Here is a 22,152-nt window from a genome sequence, read left to right as displayed (position 1 = left end):
TGCAGCAACACCCTTGAAAAAACGAATGCCCCCGTAGTCCCCGGCCGTTGCGCAATCATTTCGCAATCCGAAGAATGAGCCAATCGCGTGCTTGTGCAATCAGGCTCATGCGGAGCCTTGGAGGCCGTACCAATGGACCCATGGCGATTGGCGACGAAGGCGCAGCGTCGAATCAACCTTCTCACGGGCGTGGCTCTCTCGAGCTGGGTTCTCGTTTGGCTCGCCAGCCCCGGTGCAGCTCCCATCGAAAGGGTCAGCGCTTCTGTCAAGAATGCCGGCGCTTCGATTGAGAGCGCCGAGGCGGCTTCAACCGCGGAACGCAAGGAACCTTCTCGCGTCGCGAGCGCCGAGCCCGTGGTTACACCGCCCGTGGTCACGCAACCGGTGATCGCGCTGGCTAGCGCCGCCATCGACCGCATCGAGTTGCCGCTCCCTGCGACGACCGTGATCGAGAAAGCGCCGGACATCACGAAAGCGCCTGATACGACGGCTGTCTCGGAAGCGCCGAAACCTTTCGTCGTGGCTTCGCTGACCGATCCGTCAGAAGTGCTACCGCCGGAGGCGCCTGCTTCCGACGTGGCCGCGGCGGCCACGCCTGATACGATGCCGGAAAGCCCCCTGCCGGCCGTGGGCATCCTCGAGATCAACGAGGAATGTCTGGTCGTGGAGATCTGCATCGACCGCTATTTGTGGGCGCTCTACGAGCGCGCGCCCAAGATCGACGCCATCAAGGTAACTGAGCGGCGGAAAGTGACGATCAAGCGGAAGGGCAAAACGAAAATCGTCACCAGAACCTTTACCAAACGCGTCGACGAGGATTTTACCTGGAAGGACCCGAAGGCGGCTGACAGAGCCGGCATGACGATGATCGACTACGTGATCGGCGGCATGGACAAGAGCTTCAAGCTGAAACTCTTTCATACGCTACATGCCGCCGAGCAAGCCGGACTGTCGCCCGGCATCACCAGCGCGTTCCGCGACGACTATCGTCAAGGGATCGCAAGCGGGCTGAAGGCGGCAACCGATCGATCCTATCATGGCGGGAGTTTGCGTGGCGGTTATGGCCGCGGGCTTGCGGCCGACATCGTCAGCGTCAAGGGCGCGACGCGGGCGCAGCGTTGGGTCTCCACCGACAAGCTCTGGAAGTGGATCGACGAAAACGGCAAGACGTTCGGCATCGGGCGGCCGTATCTCGACCGGGATCCGCCGCATGTGGGACCGATCGACGGCAAGGAGTATGCCTCGCGCCGCGGCGGAACGAAGACGCAGGAAGCGCAAGCGAGCATCAAGAAGCGCGACCGCGTGGCCGCGCGGGACAATCACCGCACGGCTAAGCGCGCGAAAACGGCCAACGCGAAAACGGCAAAATTGTCGAAAGGCCGGACCATGTAGCCGGCCCAACGCATGCCCTTCCCGCCCACGCGGGAAGACGGCAGAGCTGAAGTGTCTATCCGTCAGTCAAGCGAGTAACGCATAGCCAGCATGAGCGAAAGCGACATGCGGGAGCGACGCCCCGGATATCGCTCCCCTGCTCATTGCCGTCGCGAGGCAGCTGCCGCGACCGTCAGGGCGATTGCTGCGGGATCGCAGCACAGCACCATCAGCAATATCAGCCATCGCACCGCGGCTTCTGGCGCCGCGCCGACCATCATGGCGAGATACTGGATCGGTCCTGTGGAGGCTTCGATGCGCGAGCGTTCGCCGGCCAGCGCCGCGCGTTGTGCCTGCAGGTCCACCAGTGTCGCGGTGGCCGCCTGCCGCTGCGCATCCAGCCCGTCCCGTGTCGCGCGCTCCTGGCTGACGATGTTGAGAGCCCGCGTCACCCGGCCGCGCCGGGTCGATTCATCGACGGCACGGTCGATCTGCGCGATGCGGCCGGCGAGATCGGCAATGGCGGCCGTTTGCGCCACTACACGGGCGTCGAGTGCTTCGATGCGCTCGGTAACGCCGGAACGCGCGGTGGACGCAACGCTGACATGCGCCTCGACCAGCTTGCCGAACACGCCGGCGGCGTTGATCAGCGCAAGCCCCGCGACGAGCGCGACCATCACCGAGCGCATTTTCCAGCTGGTCTGGCGCCAATGCGCGGCCAGCCATCCCGCGATCACGAGCTTGCCGGCTTCCATCGTGGCGGCGAGCACCATCACCGCAACGGGATCGCCGGGAAATATTTCGGCCATGCCCGCGACTGAAAAATAGGCAGCCACCGTCGCCAGTGCGAGAGCGGCAGCAACGGCAAAGGCGCGGCTGGTGCGTTCCCGCCTTGGTGGGGCGGGAACGACAGAAACGGCCGCAGGCATCGCGGGCTCGGCGGAAACCATCGGCGGCTCAGGCGGTGCGCTGGGCACCTCCGGCTCGACGGAGGCCTCGGTCGCTCCCGTTGCCGTTGCTGTCGTCGTTTCCGCTGCTTTGGCCTTGGTCGCCCTGGTGGCTTTGCCACGACCGGTCGCCGAAGAGGAGCGGCTGCGTTTCCTTGTCGCCTGGGGCGCCTCCCCGGATGGTTCACTGCCGAGGGCTTCCGCAGGCGTCGCCACCAATCTAGGGGTACGACTTGAGGCATTGGCCCAGGCATCAAGCTGATGCCTGATGCGCATGGCGTCGCTGTCGCCCTCCGTCGGTTCGGTCGCGGAGATCGCTCGCGTGGTTGCACGGCCTGTCATGTGGCACCCCGCCTCGAAACGGCAAAAGTCAGCTTTTCCCCGGCGAAGAACTGAAGTGCGCCGTAACCTTCCGTGTCGACCGCATATCTCGAACTTCCGTCAACGGTCGGACACACGTCGACAACCGCGCCCGACTCGTGATCGTTGGCAACGTTTTCGACTTGCTCGCCGATCGCAAACTTCGACATCGAAAACCCCTTCCCGGATTCGTTGACGCGATTATATCCGCACACGCAAGTCATCGCTGCTCAACGATTCGCCTTACGGAATTTAGGACGACGGTTGTTGCACGAATGTCTCATGCTGATCGCTGACCGGAACCGTGCACACGTGGTGAGGCGCGCTCGTCCGGATTGAGTCCGAAATGCGCTTCAATGCTGACGCCGCCACCGGCTGAATTTGCGGGCTGGCACTCTCGCTTTTCCGCCGGCTGCTCGGCGAATTACATCGGCGTTGCTCGCGGGCCCGCGATGGGCATCGCTTCGCTCCACCATCCTGCGAAGAGCGACGCCTTGGCGCAGCTCAAGTCAAAGCATCCAGAACTGTTGCCGCATGATGACAGTCGCGGCCATTCCGGCGTGTTGACCGTAGTTCTACGCTTTGCGAATCGTGCACGCGCGGACTCTATTGTCGACGCAACTTGTATTCTTCAGGCGTTGCTGCCGCCGTACCGCGCCAAAAGGCTCGGTTTGCACCGTATTTTTACAGGTTAGTGCGTCCACGGAATATCCGGGAGGACACGCGTGCATCAAGGGTGGCATGAACCCTGCATGAGCTGAAAACAGGAAGTTCTCTTTTCAACGAAGGTCACCATGCTCGTCACCCTCATCGCTGTTCTCTGCAACAGCCAGCTCTGTCTCGAAAAAGTCGTCACCACCAGTGAGCAGTCCGGCATCACCATGGGCGCCTGCGCAGTCAACGCGCAAATCGGAATTGCCGACTGGCTTGCCAAGGGTCCGTATCACGCGTGGCGATTGCAAAGCTACAAATGCGTACTCGGGAAGTACATTCCGAAGAACGAAGCCTGAGAAACGCAAACTATCTCGCGCTGGGGCGGTGCAGGCGCGGAGTGGCTCATGGTTTCAGGCGGCCGGGTGCATTAGCGCACTGACCATGGCCATGCCAATAGCGGTTGCGGTTTTTTGGGTTGCGGCCGCGCCGCGGTTGGCGAAGGCTTTTGCGCCTGGCCGACAGTGGCCGGCTGCCGCGGACGCGGCAGTGGTATTTCCGGCATCACCCTTGGCTCTTCGGACATCATCCTTGGCGCTTCCGGCATCGCCTTTGGCTCCTCAGGAATCATCTTTGGCGCTTCGGGCATCGACTTTGGATCTGAAGCGCTGGCGATGCTGCGGGCGAGTTGTTCCTGGCTTGCGTTGACCCGCTCGGTAAGCGCCTGGCTTTCGCGCGCCATCTGGATCTGTGTCGCCTTCATCTGCTCGACGATACTGTTGTTGCGCGCCATTTCTTCCCGGCTCGCCGCCAATTGGCTCGTGAGATTTTCATTGTCGCGGACCAATTGTTCCTGCCTCTCCTTGAGCTGTTCGACCGTTTGCCTCAAGGCAGCGAGATCGCTCGCCATCGGCTGGGGCTGCTGCGCCGACCCGGAAGACAGGCCAACGGTAACCGATGCGACGTCTTTCGGCGCAGCCGCTTCCGGCGCTGCCTGTGTCAGAGGTGTTGGATCTGAGGGGGCCTTCATCGCCGTATCAACGGAGGATGACCGCCAGGCAGCGACACCAATGGATGCTGCCAACAGAGAACCGACGAAAACCAGAGAGCGCCAACCTGCCAACCGATGACCCGTTGCCAGCGAAGGGCGAGGCGTCTCCATGCTGGTCGGCGGGGCCGAAGGACTGATTCCGACTTCGCGCGCCAGGTTCGAAAACTGCTGCTCCAAGCTCGCGATCTGGCCTTCCGCGAGCTTATCGTCCCGCATGGAATCCATTTGGTGCTCCGTATCAAATGCAATGGCGCCCGCCTGAAAGCGATCCGGGCATCTGCACTACGGCGAGCTAACATTGGCGTTTAACGCAGCCGAGAAGGCGAAACTATGTTCACGGCCGGAGAACTACGGAAGGAACTCTGACCCTTCGCGAGCGCGCTGCATTCGTCGCCGAGTTCCCTGCCCCTGCTCCAAGCCGAATGCCCGCGCCTACATGCAGCGCGCAACGGGCCGAAAGGCGTTTGACGGTGAGAGGGTGTGTCGCTCAACAATTTTCGTGAGCGCAGCCTGCAGCACGCAGGATAGGTGGGGCGCAAGCGATACCCATCAACTGCGGCGTAGAACGGATGATGGATTTCGCTTCCGCCTTCGCTCGTCGAGCAACGGCGGACAAGTCGCTCCACCCATCCTGCGAAGTCTTCTGCACTACAGCTTCGACAAATCCATTTCGGGATCGTAGGTCTTGCCTTCGACGTCCTTGGTGATGACTTGCCCGCAGATCACTTCGCCGCGCAACTGGTCGAATGTCAGAGTCGGTTGCCCGTAAAGCTGCCACCCGCGGTTCAGAGCATCGGTCACCCGATGGCAGAATGCGGCGTCATCCTTGCCGGTGAGATATCGATAGACCTTCATGATGGCCTTCACAGGTTCGAACAAGCTTTGGTGTTGTAGCCCGTAGGATGGGTGGAGCGAAAGCGATACCCATCAATTGCGACCTGGAGGTGCTGGGTTTCGCTTCCGCCTTCGCTCGTCGAGCTACGGCGGACAAATCGCTCTATCCATCCTGCGAACCTACGAAATCGGCTTCAACCCTGCCTCAATCTGCGCTCTGCGCGGCTCGAGGAACGGCGGCAATGCCAGTTTTTCACCGAGCGATTCCATCGGCTCGTCGGTTGCAAAGCCCGGGCCGTCGGTGGCGATCTCGAACAGGATGCCGTTGGGCTCGCGGAAATACAGGCTGCGGAAATAGAAGCGGTCGATCTCGCCACTGTTGGGGATACGCAAGTCCGTCAGACGTTTCGTCCAGGCGTGATACTGCGCCTCGTCGGGGGTGCGGAACGCGACGTGGTGCACGCCGCCGGCGCCCTGGCGGGCGATCGGCGAGGCCTTGTCCTCAAGCACGTGCAGCTCGGCGGCGGGGCCGCTCTCTCCCTCTGCATCGCCCATTTCGAACACGTGAATCTGCGCGCCATGGGCGGCGTACTCGCGCGCGCAACGCATGTTCATGACCTCGGTCAGCACGAAGGCGGTGCGCGACAGATCGTGCACGGTCAGCACGATCGGACCGAGCCCACGGATCTGATGCTCCGCCGGCACCGGGCTCTTCTCCCACGGCGAGGCCGGGCCCACACCGCCATCGTCTATCAGCACCAGTCGCTGCCCCTCGCCGTCCTCGAACGGCAGCGTCAGGCGGCCGTCGACTTCGATGATGTCAGGGGTCTCCACGCCTGCCTTATTGAGGCGATCGCGCCAGTAGCCGAGGGCCTTCTCGCCGGCGACGCGCAGCCCGGTGCGCGAGATCGAGTTGGTTCCGCGCCGCTCGGGCGCGGCGGGAAAATCGAAGAAGGTGAGATCCGTGCCGGGATTGGCTTTGCCGTCGGCGTAGAACAGGTGATAGGCGCTGACGTCGTCCTGGTTGACGGTCTTCTTCACCAGCCGCATGCCAAGCAGGCCGGTGTAGAAGGCCAAATTATCCCGCGGCTTCGCCGAGATCGCGGTCAGATGATGGATTCCGCCTAGCTGCATTGCATTAACCTCGTAGTCACATCCCCGAGAAAATTGCACGGAGTGGTTGGGCCCCTTGGCGGATCATGTAGGATGTGGCCGGATGATTGGCCAGCGGCAGCGTGGCCGCCTGCTTTAGGGGCAAGTTCATGACCGGACACCTCATTGTGTCGGACGAAGACGCGACGCGCGTGATCAAGCTGCGGCGACCCGAGAAGAAGAATGCGTTCACCCAGGACATGTATCGCGGGATGAGCGATGCGATCGACAAGGCGCAGAACAACCCCGATATCCGCTGCATCATCATTACAGGCGGTTCGGGCGTGTTCACCGCCGGCAACGATCTCGAGGATTTTCTGAAAGAGAGCACATCCGATACCGATACGCCACGCGGCGCCTCCAACGCCGTCAAACTGCTTTATTCGCTGGCGCACAACGTCAAGCCGATTATCGCTGCCGTCGACGGCGTCGCGATCGGCATCGGCACCACCATGCTGTTCCATTGCGACTATGTACTGGCCAGCACGACCGCGACCTTCTCCACGCCGTTCATCAATCTCGGACTGGTGCCCGAAGGCGCCTCCAGCCTGTTGATGCCACGCAGCATGGGGCACCAGCGCGCCTTCGCCATGCTGGTGATGGGACGCAAGATGTCCGCCGACGAGGCGCGCGAGGCGAGCTTCGTCAATGTGGTGGTGGCGCCCGGACACACCGAAGCCGAGGCGCGCAAGGTCGCGCGCGAGATTTGCGCGCTGCCGGCGGAAGCGGTCGCGATCACGCGCAAATTGCTAAAACTGCCGCCGGAGGACATGACGCGCCGGATCGACCAGGAAGGCCACCTGTTCGGCGAGCGGCTGCGCTCGAAGGAAGCGGTGACGGCGTTCAAGGCATTCTTCGAGCGGAAGAAGGGGTAACGACGCGGAAATAATCTGCGTAGCCCGGATGAGCGCAGCGACATCCGGGATTTCAAACTCCCGCCCGTCCCGCATGTCGCTGCGCTCATGCGGGCTACGATATCGATGTTCATGAGAAATCTCTTCCGCCCCATCCTTGCGCTGACGATCATGCTGGCGCCTGTCGCTTCCCTCGCGCAGACCGCGCCTGTGGGCCTGCGCATTCTCGCCATCAACGATTTTCACGGCTACCTCCGCCCGCCCCCGGGCGGGATCACGATTACCGACCCCGAGGACGCGACGAGGAAGATCACCGTCGAAGCCGGCGGCGCCGAACACATGGCGACGCTGGTCGGCCAGCTTCGCGACGGGCACAAGAACTCGATCTTCGTCGCGGCCGGCGATTTGATCGGCGCCAGCCCGTTTCTGTCGGCGATGTTCCATGACGAGCCGACGATCGAAGCGCTGTCGATGATGGGCTTGAATATTTCTGCCGTCGGCAATCACGAATTCGATGAGGGCAAGGACGAGCTGTTGCGCATGCAGAACGGCGGCTGCCACCCGGTCGACCAATGCCAGGGGCCGCATCCGTTTACGGGCGCGAAATTCCGCTATCTCGCCGCCAGCACGTTCGAGAAAAGTAGCGGCAAGACGGTGTTTCCCGCCTATGAAATTCGCACATTCGAAGGCATTCCGGTCGCCTTCATCGGCCTGACCTTGAAAGGCACTCCTGGCCTGGTCTCGCCCGTCGGCATTGCCGGCCTCGAATTCCGCGACGAGGCCGATACGGTGAATGCGCTGATCCCGGAGCTGAAGGCGCGCGGCGTCGAGGCCATCGTGGTGCTGATCCACGAAGGCGGATTGCCGACCGGGGACTACAATGAATGCTCCGGCATTTCCGGGCCAATCGTCGATATCGTCAAGAAGTTCGACAAGGCGGTGGATGTCGTGGTCTCCGGCCACACCCACCGCGCCTATGTCTGCGAGATCGACGGACGGCTGGTCACGTCAGGCGACAAATACGGCACGCTCGTCACCGCGATCGATCTGAAGCTCGACCCCGTCACGCGCGACGTCGTGAGCGCCAAGGCCGGCAACAATATCGTCCGCACCGCCACGCTGGCAAAGGATGCGCAACAGACCGCACTGCTCGACGCCTATGACAGGCTTGCCGCGCCGATCGCTAACCGCCCGGCGGGTTCGATAACCGCAACGCTGTCGCGCGTGCCGAACGCCGCCGGCGAAAGTCCGCTCGGCGACATCATCGCCGACGCGCAGCTCGCGGCGACCGGCGCAGAAGCAAAAGGCGGTGCAGTCATCGCCTTCACCAATCCCGGCGGCGTCCGCGCCGACGTTACCCGGAGGGAAGATGGCGCGGTGACCTATGCCGACCTGTTCGCCAGCCAGCCGTTCCGCAATCAACTGGTGACGCTGACGCTGAGCGGAAAGCAGATCAAGGACATGCTGGAGCAGCAATGGCGCGACCCGAAGCGGCCGCGGATCCTGCAGGTGTCGAAAGGATTCAGCTACGCTTGGGACGGATCGAAGGGCGATGGCGAGCGGATCATCGCCGAACGAATGTCGCTGAACGGGCAGCCGATCGATCCCGCCGCGCACTACCGCGTCACCGTCAACAATTTCCTGTTCGTCGGCGGCGACGGCTTTACCGTGCTCACGGAAGGAACAGCCCCGCTGATCGGCGTCTATGACGTGGACGCACTGCATACCTATTTTGCGGCGAACAGCCCGATCGCCCCGACCGCCGCCGATCGCATTGTCCGGATCAACTGAGGCTGGCGCCGTGGGCCTTTCCGAGCGGCCTCTAACGGCCTAGATTAGCCGCTCCTTGCCGGCGCGCTCCTCTACGCCAGGATTTTTGCATGACGCTGCTTCTGACCCATACCGCCTGTCTCGACCATGTCACGCCCCCGGGGCACCCCGAGCGGCCCGACCGGCTGCGCGCGGTCGCCGAGGTGCTGGCGGACGAGCGCTTCAAGCCGCTCACGCGCAGCGAGGCACCGGAAGGCAGCCTCGATTCCGTCACGCTGTGCCACGGCGAGCATTATGTCGGCGAGCTCCGCCACATCGCCCCGCAGAGCGGCATGATCTATATCGACGGCGACACCTCGATGTCGCCGGGCACCTGGGAAGCGGTGATGCGCGGCGTCGGCGGCGCGGTGGCCGCAACCGACGCAGTGATGTCCGGAACCCATCAGAACGCCTTCGTCGCGGTGCGCCCGCCCGGTCACCATGCCGAGGTCTCGAAGCCGATGGGCTTCTGCTTCTTCGACAATGTCGCCATTGCCGCGCGCCACGCCCAGCGCAAATACGGCATCGGCCGCGCCGCGATCGTCGATTTCGACGTTCATCACGGCAACGGCACGCAGGACATTTTCTGGCACGATCCGACCGTGATGTACTGCTCCACGCACCAGATGCCGCTGTTTCCCGGCACCGGCGCCAGCGGCGAGCGCGGCGAGCACGACACCATCGTCAATGCGCCCCTGGCTTCCGAGGACGGCAGCGCCAAGTTCCGCGCAGCATTCGAAAACCTGATCCTGCCGCAGTTGCAGAAATTCTCCCCGGAGCTCGTGATCATCTCCGCCGGATTCGACGCGCATTACCGCGATCCCCTCGCCTCGCTCAACCTGAAGGCGGACGATTTCGGCTGGGTCACCCGCAAGCTGATGGATGTGGCTGATTCGAGCGCCGGCGGCCGGGTTGTCTCGGTGCTGGAAGGCGGCTACGACCTGCAGGGGCTGAAAGAGTCGGTCGCCGCGCATGTCACCGCGTTGATGGGCGCGCCGCCACAATAGGCCCGAAATAATTTGCTTGATTCTGCGCTTCCGACCGGGGGCGCATCCGGGAACTCGATATGGCCGAAAATACGCAAGCGGACGTCAAGAAACTCTCCTTCGAGCGCGCGATCGAGGAACTCGAATCGATCGTGAAACGGCTGGAGGACGGCAAGGTGCCGCTCGAGGAATCGGTCGCGATCTATGAGCGGGGCGAAGCGCTGAAGCGCCGCTGCGAAGAACTGCTGCGGCAGGCTGAGGCCCGCGTCGACAAGATCACGACGGACGCGAACGGCCAGGCCACGGGGACCGAGCCGCTCGACGTCCAGTAAGACGCCCTGTCCTTTCAGGATTCGGCGCAACAATCGGAAATATTGGGCGAATTTCTACACCTCCGCGCATGTGGAACGGCCGAATTAGTTCTTCCGGCGCTACACAGCCTGATATAGTCCGCCGACACTTGGGGACACTACGTGCGCGTCCAGCACCGCCATATCATCTATATTCAGGGCTACGATCCGCGCGGGCTGGCGCAATATTACCGCATGTTCCGGACCGAGCTGCGCAAGTTCGGCCGGCTCTACCAGCTCCAGGCCACCATCAGCCGCCCCAAGGTCGCCTCCGACGACGAGATCGCGTCCTGGACCATCGACACCAAGGCCGAGGATTGGCAGACCCGCACGTCCTACGATTTCCTCCGGTTCGAGGATTTCATCCAGCAGGACCTGGCCTCGCCGATCTGGCGCACGGTGTTCAGTGCGGTGTGGATCTACTGGCGCCTCGTGTTCGCCGGCACCATCGGCCGCTTCGGCAAGGCGAACTGGCGTTTTGCAACTTTCATCACCTATCCGCATTTGATGCTGTTGCTGGAAGCCGCGTGCGCCGCTGCCATCGCCTTTGTTTTCGAGAAGGGGCTCAATGCGCTCGGCATTCCCGATATTTTCAGCATCGCCATCGCAATCGGGCTCTTCGTCGCTCTGCTCGGCGTTGTGCTGAAATACACCGAGAATGCCACCTACGTGCTCTATCTGCTGTGCGACACGATCTGGACCTGGGAGTTCTCGCGCCGCGAGCGCCCGGAGTGGGACCAGCGCATCGACCGCTTCGCGCGGCATCTCATCAAGACGGCGAAGAGCACCGACGCTGACGAGATCGTCATCGTGGGCCATAGTTCCGGATCGTTCCTGTCGACGGAAATGCTGGCGCGCGCACTCAAGCTCGATCCGGAGCTCGGCCGTCACGGACCGCGGATCGTGCTGCTGACGATCGGCGGCAATTTCCCGATCGTGGGCTATCACGCCGTATCGACAGAATTTCGCGAGCATCTGCGGATGCTGGCGGTCGAGCCGTCGATCGACTGGATCGACTGTCAGGCGCGCAAGGACGTGATGAACTTCTACCAGTTCGATCCGATCGCGAGCCATGGCATCGACGTCGGCGCCTCAAGGCGCAATCCGACAATCGTGCCGGTCCGCTTCCGCGACATCATCCTGCCCGAACATTACAAGAAGTTTCGCTGGCAGTTCTTCCGCGTGCATTTCCAGTTCGTGATGGCCAACGAACTGCCCAACGCCTACGACTTCTTCATGATCGTCTGCGGGCCGGTCCCGCTCAGCGCCCGGATGACCCTCCCCGATGCCGCGTTGGATATCGCCACGGGCGATTCCGCGGTGCGCGATCGGGCCTGGAAGCGAATCGAAGCGGTTACCATGACGGCCCAAAGTGCCGCCGATTTGAGCAAAGTGGAACCATCTGCCCGCCGCAGTGGTTGAAAAATCGAGGCTTTTTGCCCCAGAACGGCGGAACCGATTAGGCTCTCCGGGTTGGCTTTAACGGCGGCTTTGGTGTAAAGCTTGCGGTTCTATGGGCTGTGGAGAGCAGCCTGCGGCTGACTTCGGGCGGCGGCAAGCACCTCAAATAGCTAAAGAAACTGAACCGGGAAGGGTTCCGAGCGACTAAGTGATGCATCTCACATGGTTTAAACCGGAGTGCATCTAGGGTTTCAAATCAGGTACCGGCCTGCGGGACTGGCAGGCGGGTCTGGATTTTCACGGCGCGGTTAACGCGCTTCCCGTCTCGCGTCAGGCCGTTCGCCCTGACTTGCAAAATTGGAATATCGCTGTGACCACATTTAGTAAAACGCCGCTTCTCGACACCATTCGCACACCCGATGACCTCCGCAAGCTCAAGATCGAGCAGGTGCGGCAGGTCGCCGACGAACTCCGCCAGGAAACCATCGACGCCGTGTCGGTGACCGGCGGCCACTTCGGCGCCGGCCTCGGCGTCGTGGAACTCACCACCGCGATCCACTACACCTTCGACACGCCGCGCGACCGCCTGATCTGGGACGTCGGCCACCAGGCCTATCCGCACAAGATCCTGACCGGCCGCCGCGATCGCATCCGCACGCTGCGCACCGCCGGCGGCCTCTCCGGCTTCACCAAGCGCAGCGAAAGCGACTACGACCCGTTCGGCGCCGCGCACTCCTCGACCTCGATCTCCGCCGGCCTCGGCATGGCGGTGGCGCGCGACCTCTCTGGCGGCAAGAACAACATCATCGCCGTGATCGGCGACGGCTCGATGTCCGCCGGCATGGCCTATGAAGCCATGAACAACGCCGGTGCGATGAACTCGCGGCTGATCGTGATCCTCAACGACAACGACATGTCGATCGCGCCGCCGGTCGGCGCGATGAGCGCGTATCTCTCCCGCCTCTACTCCGGCAAGACCTATCGCACGCTGCGCGAGGCGGCCAAACAGATCAACAAGCGTCTGCCCAAGATCATTGCCAACCGCGCCAACCGCGTCGAGGAATATTCCCGCGGCTTCATGATGGACGGCGGCACGCTGTTCGAGGAACTCGGCTTCTATTACGTCGGCCCGATCGACGGCCACAACCTCGACCATCTGCTGCCGGTTCTGAAGAACGTCCGCGACATGGAAACCGGGCCGATCCTGGTCCACGTCGTGACGCAGAAGGGCAAGGGCTACGGCCCGGCCGAAGCCTCCGCCGACAAGTACCACGCAGTCGTCAAGTTCGACGTCGCAACCGGTGCCCAAGCCAAGGCAAAGCCGAACGCGCCGGCCTACCAGAACGTGTTCGGCCAGAGCCTCGTCAAGGAAGCCGAGAAGGACGACAAGATCGTCGCCATCACCGCGGCGATGCCGTCCGGCACCGGCGTCGACATCTTCAACAAGGCGTTCCCGAACCGCACCTTCGACGTCGGCATCGCCGAGCAGCATGCGGTGACGTTTGCGGCCGGTCTCGCCACCGAAGGCTACAAGCCGTTCTGCGCGATCTACTCGACCTTCCTGCAGCGCGGCTACGACCAGGTGGTCCATGACGTCGCGATCCAGAGCCTGCCGGTGCGTTTTGCGATCGATCGCGCCGGCCTGGTCGGCGCCGACGGCGCGACCCATGCCGGTTCATTCGACAACGCCTATCTCGGCTGTCTGCCGAACTTCGTCATCATGGCGGCGTCCGACGAGGCTGAGCTGGTGCACATGGTCGCGACGCAGGTTGCGATCAACGACCGGCCGAGCGCGGTGCGTTATCCGCGCGGCGAAGGCCGCGGCGTCGAAATGCCGGAGGTCGGCATTCCCCTCGAAATCGGCAAGGGCCGCATCGTCCGCCAGGGCAGCAAGGTCGCCCTGCTCTCGTTCGGCACGCGCATGGCCGAATGTGAAAAGGCGGCCGACGAACTCGCCGCCCACGGCCTCTCCACCACCATCGCCGACGCGCGCTTCATGAAGCCGCTCGACGTCGATCTGGTGCTGAAGCTGGCGCGCGACCACGAAGTGCTGCTCACCATCGAGGAAGGCTCGATCGGCGGCTTCGGCTCGCACGTCATGCAGACGCTGTCCGACCACGGCATGCTCGACGGCGGTTTGCGGATGCGGGCGATGATCCTGCCCGACGAGTTCATCGATCACGACTCGCCGACCGCGATGTATGCCCATGCCGGCCTCGACGCCAAGGGCATCGTCGCCAAGGTGTTCGATGCGCTCGGCAAGGACTACAAGACCGAGACCGTCAAGCTCGCCTGAGGCTTAAGCTTCTTCGGTTCTGACTTGATCAGAACCGAAGTTTGGCCCTTTCGCCGGTAATTCCATGAAGATCTATCTGGCAGGTCCCGACGTGTTCCTGCCGGATGCCGTCGAGATCGGCCGCCGCAAGGCCGCGATCTGCGCCCGCTATGGGTTGACCGGCCTCTATCCGCTCGACAATGCGGTCGATCTCGCCGCCACCGATGCTTCGCTCGCGATCTTCAAGGCCAACCAGGCCATGATGGATGCGGCGGATGCGATCATTGCCAACCTGACGCCATTTCGCGGCCCCAGTGCCGACGCCGGCACAGTCTATGAACTCGGCTACATGGCCGGCCGCGGCAAGCGCTGTTTTGCCTACAGCAACGATCCGGCCATCTACGCCGACCGCGTGGCGCGGTCGTTCCGCATCACGACGTCGGACGCCGGTCACATGATCGACGCCGATGGACTCACGGTGGAGGATTTCGGCCTGCCCGACAATCTCATGATGATCCACACGCTGGACCTGCATGGTGCTAGACTGGTGACGCCGCGAGAGCCGCCTCAAGATATCTGGCTCGATCTCACCTCGTTCGAGGCCTGCGTCGCGCTCGCGGCGGATCGCGCCACCGGCAGACCGGACTGACATTGGCTGGCAAGGACGACAAAGAGACTTCGGCCCGCAAGCGCGTGGACGTGCTTTTGGTCGAGCGCGGCCTGTTCGAAAGCCGTGCGCGAGCCCGCGCCGCGATCGACGCTGGCGGCGTCATGGCCGACGGCCGGCCGGTGTCAAAGGCGTCGGAAATGATCGCCGCCAATGCCAATTTGAGCGCGCAGCCCGCGCACCCCTGGGTCTCGCGCGGCGGCGTCAAGCTCGCCGGCGCGCTGGAGCAATATCCGATCGATATCGAGGGCCACGTCTGCCTCGACGTCGGCGCCTCCACCGGCGGCTTTACCGAGGTGTTGCTGGCAAACGGCGCCAGCCTCGTGTTCGCCGTCGATGTCGGCCACAGCCAGTTGCATCCCTCGCTGCACGGCCATCCCCGTGTCGTGTCGATGGAAGAAACCGATATTCGCAAATACGAAGGCAAGCGACTGCCCGCGCGGCCCGATGTCGTCGTGATCGACGTCAGTTTCATTTCACTGAAGGCGGTGCTGCCGGTCGCGCTGGAGCTGGCGGCGGCCCCCATGCAGCTGCTCGCGCTGATCAAGCCGCAATTCGAGGCGGAGCGAAAGCATTCCAAGCACGGCATCATCCGCAACGCCATGGTGCATCAGGAAATCTGCGACGACATTTCGGCGTTCGCCGCATCCCTCGGCTGCACCGGCATCGAGGTATTTCCGTCGTCGATCAAGGGCGGCGACGGCAATATCGAATTCTTCATGGGCGCGCGCCGTGGCTGAGAGCGAGTGCCTCGTCATCGACCACGTCGGCCACCATGGCGATGGCGTCGCCATGTCGGGCGGCGGCAATGTCTACGTTCCCTACACGCTGGGCGGCGAGACGGTGGCAGTCGGCCCGGTGCCCGGCCACCATCCCGACCGCCGGCGATTGCTCAAGGTCGAAACCGCAAGCCCGGCGCGCGTCGCGCCGTTCTGTCCGCATTTCGGCGTCTGCGGCGGCTGTGCGATCCAGCACTGGGACGCCGCGCCCTATCGCGCCTGGAAGCGCGAGCTCGTGGTGACAACGCTGGCGCAGGCGGGCATCGATTGCGACGTCGCGCCCCTGGTCGACGCCCATGGCGCGGGCCGCAGGCGCATCACCCTGCACGCGCGGATGGGCACGCACGACGTGCTCAAGGTCGGCTATGCGGCGGCGGGTTCGCACGACATCGTCCCGATCGACCGCTGCCCGATCCTCGACCCGCAACTCGGCAGCGCGATCGAGGCGGCCTGGGCCATCGCCGAGCCGCTGATCGCGATGGGCAAGCCGCTCGATATCCAGGTCACGGCGACCAATAGCGGGCTTGATGTCGACGTGCGCGGCTCCGGCCCGGTGTCATCAGCCATGATTGCGCTTCTGTCGCGCATCGCCGGACAGCACCGGCTGGCGCGGCTGACGCGCCACGGCGAACTGGTCCTGATGCAAACGCCGCCGGTCGTCTCGATGGGCAGCGCGCAGGTCGTTCTGCCGCCCGGCTCGTTCCTGCAGGCAACGGTGGCAGGCGAAGCGGCGCTGGCCGAGCTGGTATCGGATCATTGCAGGCGCGCCAAACATATCGCCGATCTCTTTTGCGGCGTCGGCCCCTTCGCACTGCGGCTGGCGGCGAAGTCACGGGTAATCGCGCTCGACAGCGACGCCGGCGCAGTTGCGGCGCTGCAGAAGGCAGCGACCTCCACATCGGGACTGAAGCCGGTGAAGGCCGAGGCGCGCGACCTGTTTCGCCGCCCGCTGATGCCGCAGGAACTGCGCGACTTCGATGCGGTCGTATTCGACCCGCCGCGGCAGGGCGCGCAGGCGCAGGCGACACAGTTGGCTGCGAGCAAGGTGCCGACGGTGGTTGCGGTATCCTGCAACGTCACGACCTTCGCACGCGACGCGAAGATCTTGATCAACGGCGGCTACCGGATTGAAGGCGTCACGCCGGTCGACCAGTTCCGCCACACGCCGCATGTGGAGCTGGTGGCGCGGTTCAGGCGCTGACGCCTCCTCGTCAAGACGATCATCTGCGCGTGCCGAGGGTGGCCAGCGCATTGAGGTCACAAGGGCGATACATCTCCTCCAGTTGCCTGCCCTGCAGAAAGATCGTGCGCGGCGTCAAGCCACCGCGACCGGCGATCCACTGCCGCACTGGCGAGGGATACATCGAATAGAGCCATCGCGTCGCTCCCCGATTCGTGACCGCGCGACCGCGCAGACCGAAATCCCAGGCCGCGTGGAATGCCAGCCTGGCTTTTGAAGTCACACAGATCCTGTCGTGAGGAATCTCCGACAGCACGATCGTGCAGGCCGAGGCGCAAAGGCCGTCGATGATCACCGATTGCCGCGAAGCCCTCAATTGCTTGTATCGATCGATGTAACGCTCGATAATTCCGCCCCGGTCATTCGCAATCCTGACCTTTGCGTGACCTGCGCCTGCACCCGTCAGCGATAGCATTGCGGCCAGCAGCCAGACGGGAAGTCTCATGTGCCCTACTCTGGTATCGATGGACGTGGTGACCGGGTCGATGCGCGCGGCAAGCGAGGCATCGTTCGGCACCGCCGGTTCGGCGATATTGACCTAGATCAAGATGCGCCGTCCGGCAGCGCAGATCTTGCGATAGATCATCCGTCTATCGCCACCCCAGGGCATGGGAATAACGATGGCTGAGACACCAAAACTCTCCGTGGAGAAAGTGCTGGGAAAACTGCGCTCCAACGATCAGAAGTCGAGGGACGAGCGACGCAGCGAGGAAATGGACGCGCTCGATGAGGACATCAAGCGCATGAGAGCGCAGCGGCAGCGCCTCGAGCGGCATCAGCGCCGCAGCAAGGGCGATTGAGCCTATCGAAACATGTTCGGCCGTTGCTCACCCTCCAAGGGAGGTTAAGAAGGACCTACCTTCCCCAGCGGTCCTGCCAGATCTTTTCGCCGATCATGCAATTGACGCGCGGCTCCCGGCCGGCGGCCGGCACGACGGGGCGTTCGGGGGTGCGGCCGGCGATTTCCAGCAGCAGCTTGGTACGGATCGCTTCCTTGAACTTTTCGCGCTCCTTGATCGTGACCACGAACGAGCCGGGGCCGCCGATGACGCAGTCCTCGTAATAGAAATCGAGATTGTCGATATCCATGGTGGAATAGGACGGCTCCTTCACCATGATCGGCAGACCGTTGATGATGACGCCCTTCTCGATCGCGGCATCGCGGGCGACCGTCACCGGCATGCCGTTGTTGTTCGGGCCGTCGCCGGAAATATCGATCACTCGCCGCAGGCCGCGGTGCGGGTTCTCCTCGAACAGCGGCATGGCGAAATTGATCGCACCCGAAATCGAGGTGCGCGAGGCGCGGCGGATCGGGGTTTTGACGATCTCGTTGGCGACGGCATCGGCCGTCTCCGGCCCGTCGATCACCCGCCAGGGGATGATGATCTTCTGGTCGGTGGAGGCCGCCCATTCGAAATAGGTGATCGCGATCCTGCCGTTCGGGCCGCTCTTCAGCGCCTGCAGGAACTCCTTGGAGACGATCGCCTGCGCGTAGCCTTCCCGCTGCAGCGCGAGTTCATCCAGATCCATCGAGTAGGAGACGTCGACGGCAAGGACGAGTTCCACATCGACGGTCGGATGGGCATCCTTGTTGGCGGCGCTCAGTTGCTGGCCCGGCCGGTTCGCCGGGTTCGGCGCGGCAAAACTCGCCACGTCTCCGCCGGCGAGTGCGCCGGCTACAAGCACGACCCCGATCGAGACATACCAGCGCATTGCGGCCCTCCCGTCGAACGACAGTGATGGTGACATGCAAAACGGCGGACGCAAAGCGCTGAAATCATTTGTCCTTCACATTCGGGTTAGTGCCGAACATTCAGGCGTCCAGGCACGGTTCCTGGTGTTATCAGCGGCAAGGATAGGCTCCCGATACCGCTTTTGAACAAATCTCGCGCTTCCCGCGACAGAAACGTGCGGCCAGCAAGAGGCCGCGAGCGGCACGGACATGGTTACGCCCCCGAAAATTCCAGCAAATGACAGCCTACCCCCGGCAACACGCACGATCGCGCTCTGGTCGGGGATATTCGCAGCACTTGTCGTCGCGGTGCTGTCATTGCCGTTGGTATTCTCAGGCCCCGGCCAGCCCAAGGTGGCGCAACCGGAACCGGTGCTGACGCCGCAGAATGCCATTGAACTCTGCGAGCAGCTCTTTGAAGAGCCGAAGGAGTATCTCGACGGCGACGCCAAACGCCGGCGCTGGGACTTGCACCACGACGCCTGCAAGATGGCATTCGAAGCCAATCCAGCGAACGCCGATCTCAAGGCCGCGTATGCGCGCAACCTGCCCTACGCGCAGAAGGGTGAGGCGATTGCCATGCTGCGCGAAGCGGCGTCGCAGGGCAGTGGCGAGGCGTACTTCCAGCTCTACGAACATCATCGCTCCTGGGATCGCGGCGACCTTGACAAGGTGCCGCTGGTCACCCGCGCCGAGGCCGATCAGGCGCTGCGCAAGGCGGCCGAACTCGGCCATCCCGCCGCCACGTCCAGGCTGGCCGCGCTACTCGATCGCGGCACCACCGTGAAGCGCGATCCCGCGGCGGCACGATACTGGGCGGAGCGCGCAGTCGAGAACCCGGCAAAAAGCTCGAGCAAAGGCGGTTTGCTTGTGATGCTCGGCAGCTTGCTGGTGACCTCAGACAAACCGGAGGAGCGTGCCCGCGGCCTCGACATGCTGGAAAGAACGACACAGGCCGGCGTGTTCGGCGCCCAGCGCGAACTGGCCATCGCGATCCGCAAGGAAAACCCGGTGCGCGCACGCGAGCTGCTCGAGGAAGCCCGCCGTCCCGATCCCGGCGGCGCGATCGTGCCGCTTGCCGAAATGCTGATCGCAGGCGAAGGCGGCCCTGCCGACCCCAAGCGCGCGGTGTCGTTGCTGAAAGGCCCGCGCGATAGCTGGATGGCCAAGGGCATGCTCGGACAGCTCATGCTCGAAGGCAAGCTGCTGCCGCGCGACATCCAGGAAGCGGTCAACCTGATCGACCGCGCCGGTGCGTGGGACTTCGACGCCCGCATGCAGGTGGTGCGGCTGCTTGCCGAATATCCGGAAACGCAGGTCAGCCATCCCAAGGGCACGCTCTATTACGCGGTGGAAGCAGCGGAACTCGACGAGCCCGGCGCGATGGCCGCCCTGATAGCGCTGAAACTCTCGGCAAACGCCCAGTTTCAGGACCGGCCCGGAGCCTGTAAACTGATCGAGACGGCCGTCAGCCGCGGCGATCAGACCATGGCGCAGCGCCTGGCAGATTGCCGCGCCAACTGAGCGCTGCTGGCCTGCCAAAATTCGCTCGCTTCGGGATTACGCTGGAATGGCTGATACCACCGCCACGCCAAAAACGAAGGTCAAAACCAAGACCGAGCGGCCGCGGCTGCACAAGGTCATCCTGATCAATGACGATTACACACCACGCGAATTCGTCGTCACGGTGCTGAAAGCCGAATTCCGCATGACTGAGGACCAGGCCCACAAGGTGATGATAACAGCGCACCGCCGCGGCGTCTGCGTGGTCGCCGTGTTCACCAGGGATGTCGCGGAAACCAAGGCCACCCGCGCCACCGACGCCGGCCGCGCCAAGGGCTATCCGCTGCTGTTCACCACCGAGCCGGAGGAATAGCGGGCGCCACTAGAAATAGGCCGCCAGCCCGGCACCGGAACCGAGATTGTTCTGTATCGATGCCGCCGTGCGGTAGTTCGCAACGATCCTGTTGGCGTAATCTTCGGTGAAGCCGAGAACGCTTCGCTCTTCGGAGCTCATGTTCGAATATTGCTGGAGCAGCGACAGACTGTTGGCCCGTATGCCGTCGCCGCCGAATGCGTTCACCAGGCTGCTTCGTGTGCGCTGGTTGAGTTCTGCCTTCGCGGCGCTGGCTTCCTGCGCCGAGAACGACGCATCGGCGTTCAGCGCCATGATGGCCAGGGTTCGATTGTCGAAGTCCGTGAAATCCACCTGCTGTCCGGCCTGCCTGCCGCCGGTGAATACCAGGTCCTTGCCATTGTCCCTGGCGTTACCCGCTTGCGCGTCGAGCATTGCCCGCGCGTTGGTTACCAGCGCATCCGGACTTGAATCCGTGTTCGATGAGGTTTGCGTTCGGGCTTTGTCGAGCAGCGCCCTCACCGGGTCCGCATCGTTGCCGGTGACAGGGGCCTTGCCGAAGCTTGCTCTGGCCGCGGCCAGGCCCTCCAGCACGGCCTGCTTCTGATCCTTCCAGGCCGCCGTTGCCTTCTCGTCGCTGCCGGCCTGATCGAGATAATCCGACGCCGCGGCGTAAAGGCTTGCATAATCTCCGGTGTGCCGGGCAATCACGACATGGGGAGACACGGCGTCGTTGAATCGGGCCTGCAATGTCCTAGTCGCCGCCGTCACCTCGTCGGTCGAGAACTGGCCGTTCGCGTTGTCAGCAATCACCGACAAAGTGGCGCGCGTCTGGCCGGAAAAATCGACGGCGACCTGCCCGTCGAGCATCGCCGATGACGTTCCAAGCGCAACATATTGCTGGTCGAACCAGGCGCGCGCCCTCGTGGTGAGGGTCGCGATTGAAGGCTGTTCGCTTTCCGCCGCCGTTCGCGCCAGATAGGCCTTGGCCTCGTCAGACAGAGTGACGGAGGTCGACGATGACGGCGCGGACGTGTCGGTGGTGTCGGTCGAGGCAGGACTGGCTTTCGACGCCGTGTTGCCTGCCCCGTACGCATTGCCGGCATAGCTGAGGTAGGAGGCTGCGTTTGATCCAACCGAGATCGTCACGAAAGCACCCTCCGGCGCGAGAAATGATTAGCAACAAATGAATAAATATGGTTAACGCCTCGTTAACCGCTTGCGCCCGCACAACAGGTCCGCGCGGGATCGCGCAGCATCCGGAACGTCAGCTTCCGTTCAATTTTAGCCAATAGCACCATCGAGGCTTCAACCTCCGCAAGTATGGTCGCGACATGACGACCGCACTGCGCCGGCAGCTTCAGAGCCAAGCCTTTCCCAACGTTTCATTCGGGCCATTTCGCTTTTTCGAAGCGATGCCCTGGCTGGTGCTAGCCGCTTCCATGCGCGTGATTGCGTTCAACAACGCCTGGATGGCCGTTCCGGCCACAGTGTTCGCCAGCATCGCCGTTCTGCATGCTTTCCTCGTGGTGACGCAGCGCTCGATCGAACTGGCTCAGGGCCAGACCAATCTCGGCGCGCTCGAATTCGCGGAACAATCCCGTTTGACGCGCGCGATCCTGTGGCGGATCGGCCTTTTGATGATTGGCGCGACGAGCGTCTTGCTGGTGGCTGGATACATGTCGCTCGCGCCGCACATGATGAGCGGGCTCGACGGCATGGCGTTCGATCAGTTCTCGATCATCGGCAAGTTCTGGAGCCCCGTAGTCGCCGCCATGACCTTGCTCATGATTGTCGGCGCCGAGCGAAACCGCGGGCGGGTCGGCTTCTGGGACGCG

24 protein-coding genes are annotated in these 22,152 nt (G+C 63.3%); 16 read left to right on the top strand and 8 right to left on the bottom strand.

What is annotated here, in order from left to right; translation table 11 throughout:
- Window positions 1-354: 354 nt before the first annotated feature.
- Window positions 355-1,392 carry a M15 family metallopeptidase domain-containing protein gene (locus CQ12_RS36800; RefSeq protein ID WP_057840167.1) on the top strand — a complete coding sequence of 346 codons (1,038 nt, stop codon included), beginning with the start codon at window positions 355-357 and terminating at the stop codon, window positions 1,390-1,392.
- 140 nt (window positions 1,393-1,532) lie between these two features.
- On the opposite strand, the gene CQ12_RS36795 is transcribed toward CQ12_RS36800, so the two are convergent.
- Entirely contained in the window at window positions 1,533-2,660 is a 1,128-nt protein-coding gene (locus tag CQ12_RS36795; protein WP_057840151.1) for a hypothetical protein, read from the bottom strand.
- The gene (locus CQ12_RS36790) at window positions 2,657-2,848 is read right to left on the bottom strand and encodes a hypothetical protein (protein ID WP_157088711.1); all 192 of its coding nucleotides are present in this window, start codon (window positions 2,846-2,848) and stop codon (window positions 2,657-2,659) included. Before CQ12_RS36790 ends, CQ12_RS36795 begins: the two co-directional genes overlap by 4 nt.
- Window positions 2,849-3,034: 186 nt before the next feature.
- Between CQ12_RS36790 and CQ12_RS36785 the strand changes: the two genes are divergently transcribed.
- Both CQ12_RS36785 and CQ12_RS36780 read left to right on the top strand, forming a co-directional pair.
- Window positions 3,035-3,373 (top strand): hypothetical protein, encoded by a 339-nt coding sequence (locus CQ12_RS36785; protein WP_057840149.1) that lies wholly within the window; start codon window positions 3,035-3,037, stop codon window positions 3,371-3,373.
- 99 nt (window positions 3,374-3,472) lie between these two features.
- Entirely contained in the window at window positions 3,473-3,688 is a 216-nt protein-coding gene (locus tag CQ12_RS36780; RefSeq protein ID WP_057840148.1) for a hypothetical protein, read from the top strand.
- Between the two features lie 71 nt (window positions 3,689-3,759).
- On the opposite strand, the gene CQ12_RS36775 is transcribed toward CQ12_RS36780, so the two are convergent.
- The 3 genes from CQ12_RS36775 to CQ12_RS36765 form a co-directional block, all read right to left on the bottom strand.
- Window positions 3,760-4,557 (bottom strand): hypothetical protein, encoded by a 798-nt coding sequence (locus CQ12_RS36775; protein ID WP_245310312.1) that lies wholly within the window; start codon window positions 4,555-4,557, stop codon window positions 3,760-3,762.
- A 471-nt stretch (window positions 4,558-5,028) separates the two neighbouring features.
- Window positions 5,029-5,235, bottom strand: a complete 207-nt coding sequence (locus CQ12_RS36770) for a DUF1737 domain-containing protein (RefSeq protein ID WP_057840166.1) — start codon at window positions 5,233-5,235, stop codon at window positions 5,029-5,031.
- A 159-nt stretch (window positions 5,236-5,394) separates the two neighbouring features.
- Window positions 5,395-6,348, bottom strand: a complete 954-nt coding sequence (locus CQ12_RS36765; RefSeq protein ID WP_057840146.1) for a ring-cleaving dioxygenase — start codon at window positions 6,346-6,348, stop codon at window positions 5,395-5,397.
- 128 nt (window positions 6,349-6,476) lie between these two features.
- Here CQ12_RS36765 and CQ12_RS36760 point away from each other — a divergent pair, with 128 nt between their 5' ends.
- The 9 genes from CQ12_RS36760 to CQ12_RS36720 all read left to right on the top strand — a co-directional run bounded on the left by CQ12_RS36760 (window position 6,477) and on the right by CQ12_RS36720 (window position 16,688).
- A complete protein-coding gene (locus CQ12_RS36760) occupies window positions 6,477-7,241 on the top strand; it encodes a crotonase/enoyl-CoA hydratase family protein (RefSeq protein WP_057840145.1) in 765 nt (254 codons plus the stop codon).
- A gap of 111 nt (window positions 7,242-7,352) precedes the next feature.
- Window positions 7,353-9,011, top strand: coding sequence for a bifunctional metallophosphatase/5'-nucleotidase (locus CQ12_RS36755; protein ID WP_057840165.1), 1,659 nt, complete (start codon window positions 7,353-7,355; stop codon window positions 9,009-9,011).
- Window positions 9,012-9,100: 89 nt separating this feature from the next.
- Window positions 9,101-10,036, top strand: a complete 936-nt coding sequence (locus CQ12_RS36750) for a histone deacetylase family protein (RefSeq protein ID WP_057840144.1) — start codon at window positions 9,101-9,103, stop codon at window positions 10,034-10,036.
- A 59-nt stretch (window positions 10,037-10,095) separates the two neighbouring features.
- Window positions 10,096-10,347 (top strand): exodeoxyribonuclease VII small subunit, encoded by a 252-nt coding sequence (locus tag CQ12_RS36745; protein WP_057840143.1) that lies wholly within the window; start codon window positions 10,096-10,098, stop codon window positions 10,345-10,347.
- A gap of 141 nt (window positions 10,348-10,488) precedes the next feature.
- Window positions 10,489-11,787 carry a hypothetical protein gene (locus CQ12_RS36740; RefSeq protein ID WP_057840142.1) on the top strand — a complete coding sequence of 433 codons (1,299 nt, stop codon included), beginning with the start codon at window positions 10,489-10,491 and terminating at the stop codon, window positions 11,785-11,787.
- Between the two features lie 349 nt (window positions 11,788-12,136).
- On the top strand, window positions 12,137-14,062 hold the full coding sequence (gene dxs / locus CQ12_RS36735) for a 1-deoxy-D-xylulose-5-phosphate synthase (RefSeq protein WP_057840141.1): 1,926 nt from the start codon (window positions 12,137-12,139) through the stop codon (window positions 14,060-14,062).
- Between the two features lie 64 nt (window positions 14,063-14,126).
- Entirely contained in the window at window positions 14,127-14,690 is a 564-nt protein-coding gene (locus CQ12_RS36730) for a nucleoside 2-deoxyribosyltransferase (RefSeq protein ID WP_057840140.1), read from the top strand.
- On the top strand, window positions 14,687-15,448 hold the full coding sequence (locus CQ12_RS36725; RefSeq protein ID WP_430642300.1) for a TlyA family RNA methyltransferase: 762 nt from the start codon (window positions 14,687-14,689) through the stop codon (window positions 15,446-15,448). The genes CQ12_RS36730 and CQ12_RS36725 overlap by 4 nt, the downstream gene beginning before the upstream one ends.
- Window positions 15,449-15,500: 52 nt before the next feature.
- Entirely contained in the window at window positions 15,501-16,688 is a 1,188-nt protein-coding gene (locus CQ12_RS36720; protein ID WP_057840164.1) for a class I SAM-dependent RNA methyltransferase, read from the top strand.
- A gap of 19 nt (window positions 16,689-16,707) precedes the next feature.
- On the opposite strand, the gene CQ12_RS36715 is transcribed toward CQ12_RS36720, so the two are convergent.
- On the bottom strand, window positions 16,708-17,172 hold the full coding sequence (locus CQ12_RS36715; protein ID WP_057840163.1) for a hypothetical protein: 465 nt from the start codon (window positions 17,170-17,172) through the stop codon (window positions 16,708-16,710).
- A 175-nt stretch (window positions 17,173-17,347) separates the two neighbouring features.
- Between CQ12_RS36715 and CQ12_RS36710 the strand changes: the two genes are divergently transcribed.
- On the top strand, window positions 17,348-17,527 hold the full coding sequence (locus CQ12_RS36710) for a hypothetical protein (RefSeq protein ID WP_057840162.1): 180 nt from the start codon (window positions 17,348-17,350) through the stop codon (window positions 17,525-17,527).
- Between the two features lie 55 nt (window positions 17,528-17,582).
- Here CQ12_RS36710 and CQ12_RS36705 read toward each other — a convergent pair whose 3' ends face one another.
- On the bottom strand, window positions 17,583-18,440 hold the full coding sequence (locus CQ12_RS36705; protein ID WP_057840138.1) for a DUF1194 domain-containing protein: 858 nt from the start codon (window positions 18,438-18,440) through the stop codon (window positions 17,583-17,585).
- Window positions 18,441-18,669: 229 nt separating this feature from the next.
- On the opposite strand from CQ12_RS36705, the gene CQ12_RS36700 reads away from it, so the two are divergent.
- Together CQ12_RS36700 and clpS are read left to right on the top strand one after the other, a co-directional pair.
- A complete protein-coding gene (locus tag CQ12_RS36700) occupies window positions 18,670-19,983 on the top strand; it encodes a tetratricopeptide repeat protein (protein ID WP_157088710.1) in 1,314 nt (437 codons plus the stop codon).
- Window positions 19,984-20,029: 46 nt separating this feature from the next.
- Window positions 20,030-20,335, top strand: coding sequence for an ATP-dependent Clp protease adapter ClpS (gene clpS / locus CQ12_RS36695; RefSeq protein WP_057840136.1), 306 nt, complete (start codon window positions 20,030-20,032; stop codon window positions 20,333-20,335).
- Between the two features lie 9 nt (window positions 20,336-20,344).
- On the opposite strand, the gene CQ12_RS36690 is transcribed toward clpS, so the two are convergent.
- On the bottom strand, window positions 20,345-21,463 hold the full coding sequence (locus CQ12_RS36690) for a hypothetical protein (RefSeq protein ID WP_057840135.1): 1,119 nt from the start codon (window positions 21,461-21,463) through the stop codon (window positions 20,345-20,347).
- Between the two features lie 185 nt (window positions 21,464-21,648).
- Here CQ12_RS36690 and CQ12_RS47030 point away from each other — a divergent pair.
- A partial coding sequence (locus tag CQ12_RS47030; protein WP_057840134.1) for a hypothetical protein occupies window positions 21,649-22,152 on the top strand: 504 nt, incomplete at its 3' end.

Source organism: Bradyrhizobium jicamae (assembly GCF_001440395.1).
GTDB lineage: Bacteria > Pseudomonadota > Alphaproteobacteria > Rhizobiales > Xanthobacteraceae > Bradyrhizobium > Bradyrhizobium jicamae.
The sequence above is the reverse complement of the archived record's forward strand: the minus strand, read 5'-3'. Positions and strand labels throughout refer to the sequence as shown.

Excerpts from the sequence above, each read along its gene's own strand:
- CQ12_RS36720 (WP_057840164.1), top strand. The coding sequence starts at position 15,501 with ATGTCGGGCGGCGGCAATGTCTACGTTCCCTACACGCTGGGCGGCGAG.
- CQ12_RS36765 (WP_057840146.1), bottom strand. The coding sequence starts at position 6,348 with ATGCAGCTAGGCGGAATCCATCATCTGACCGCGATCTCGGCGAAGCCG.
- CQ12_RS36790 (WP_157088711.1), bottom strand. The coding sequence starts at position 2,848 with ATGTCGAAGTTTGCGATCGGCGAGCAAGTCGAAAACGTTGCCAACGAT.
- CQ12_RS36710 (WP_057840162.1), top strand. The coding sequence starts at position 17,348 with ATGGCTGAGACACCAAAACTCTCCGTGGAGAAAGTGCTGGGAAAACTG.
- CQ12_RS36750 (WP_057840144.1), top strand. The coding sequence starts at position 9,101 with ATGACGCTGCTTCTGACCCATACCGCCTGTCTCGACCATGTCACGCCC.
- CQ12_RS36745 (WP_057840143.1), top strand. The coding sequence starts at position 10,096 with ATGGCCGAAAATACGCAAGCGGACGTCAAGAAACTCTCCTTCGAGCGC.
- CQ12_RS36715 (WP_057840163.1), bottom strand. The coding sequence starts at position 17,172 with ATGAGACTTCCCGTCTGGCTGCTGGCCGCAATGCTATCGCTGACGGGT.
- CQ12_RS36780 (WP_057840148.1), top strand. The coding sequence starts at position 3,473 with ATGCTCGTCACCCTCATCGCTGTTCTCTGCAACAGCCAGCTCTGTCTC.
- CQ12_RS36730 (WP_057840140.1), top strand. The coding sequence starts at position 14,127 with ATGAAGATCTATCTGGCAGGTCCCGACGTGTTCCTGCCGGATGCCGTC.
- CQ12_RS36700 (WP_157088710.1), top strand. The coding sequence starts at position 18,670 with ATGGTTACGCCCCCGAAAATTCCAGCAAATGACAGCCTACCCCCGGCA.
- CQ12_RS36755 (WP_057840165.1), top strand. The coding sequence starts at position 7,353 with ATGAGAAATCTCTTCCGCCCCATCCTTGCGCTGACGATCATGCTGGCG.
- CQ12_RS36705 (WP_057840138.1), bottom strand. The coding sequence starts at position 18,440 with ATGCGCTGGTATGTCTCGATCGGGGTCGTGCTTGTAGCCGGCGCACTC.
- CQ12_RS36795 (WP_057840151.1), bottom strand. The coding sequence starts at position 2,660 with ATGACAGGCCGTGCAACCACGCGAGCGATCTCCGCGACCGAACCGACG.
- CQ12_RS36785 (WP_057840149.1), top strand. The coding sequence starts at position 3,035 with ATGCTGACGCCGCCACCGGCTGAATTTGCGGGCTGGCACTCTCGCTTT.
- CQ12_RS36770 (WP_057840166.1), bottom strand. The coding sequence starts at position 5,235 with ATGAAGGTCTATCGATATCTCACCGGCAAGGATGACGCCGCATTCTGC.
- clpS (WP_057840136.1), top strand. The coding sequence starts at position 20,030 with ATGGCTGATACCACCGCCACGCCAAAAACGAAGGTCAAAACCAAGACC.
- CQ12_RS36760 (WP_057840145.1), top strand. The coding sequence starts at position 6,477 with ATGACCGGACACCTCATTGTGTCGGACGAAGACGCGACGCGCGTGATC.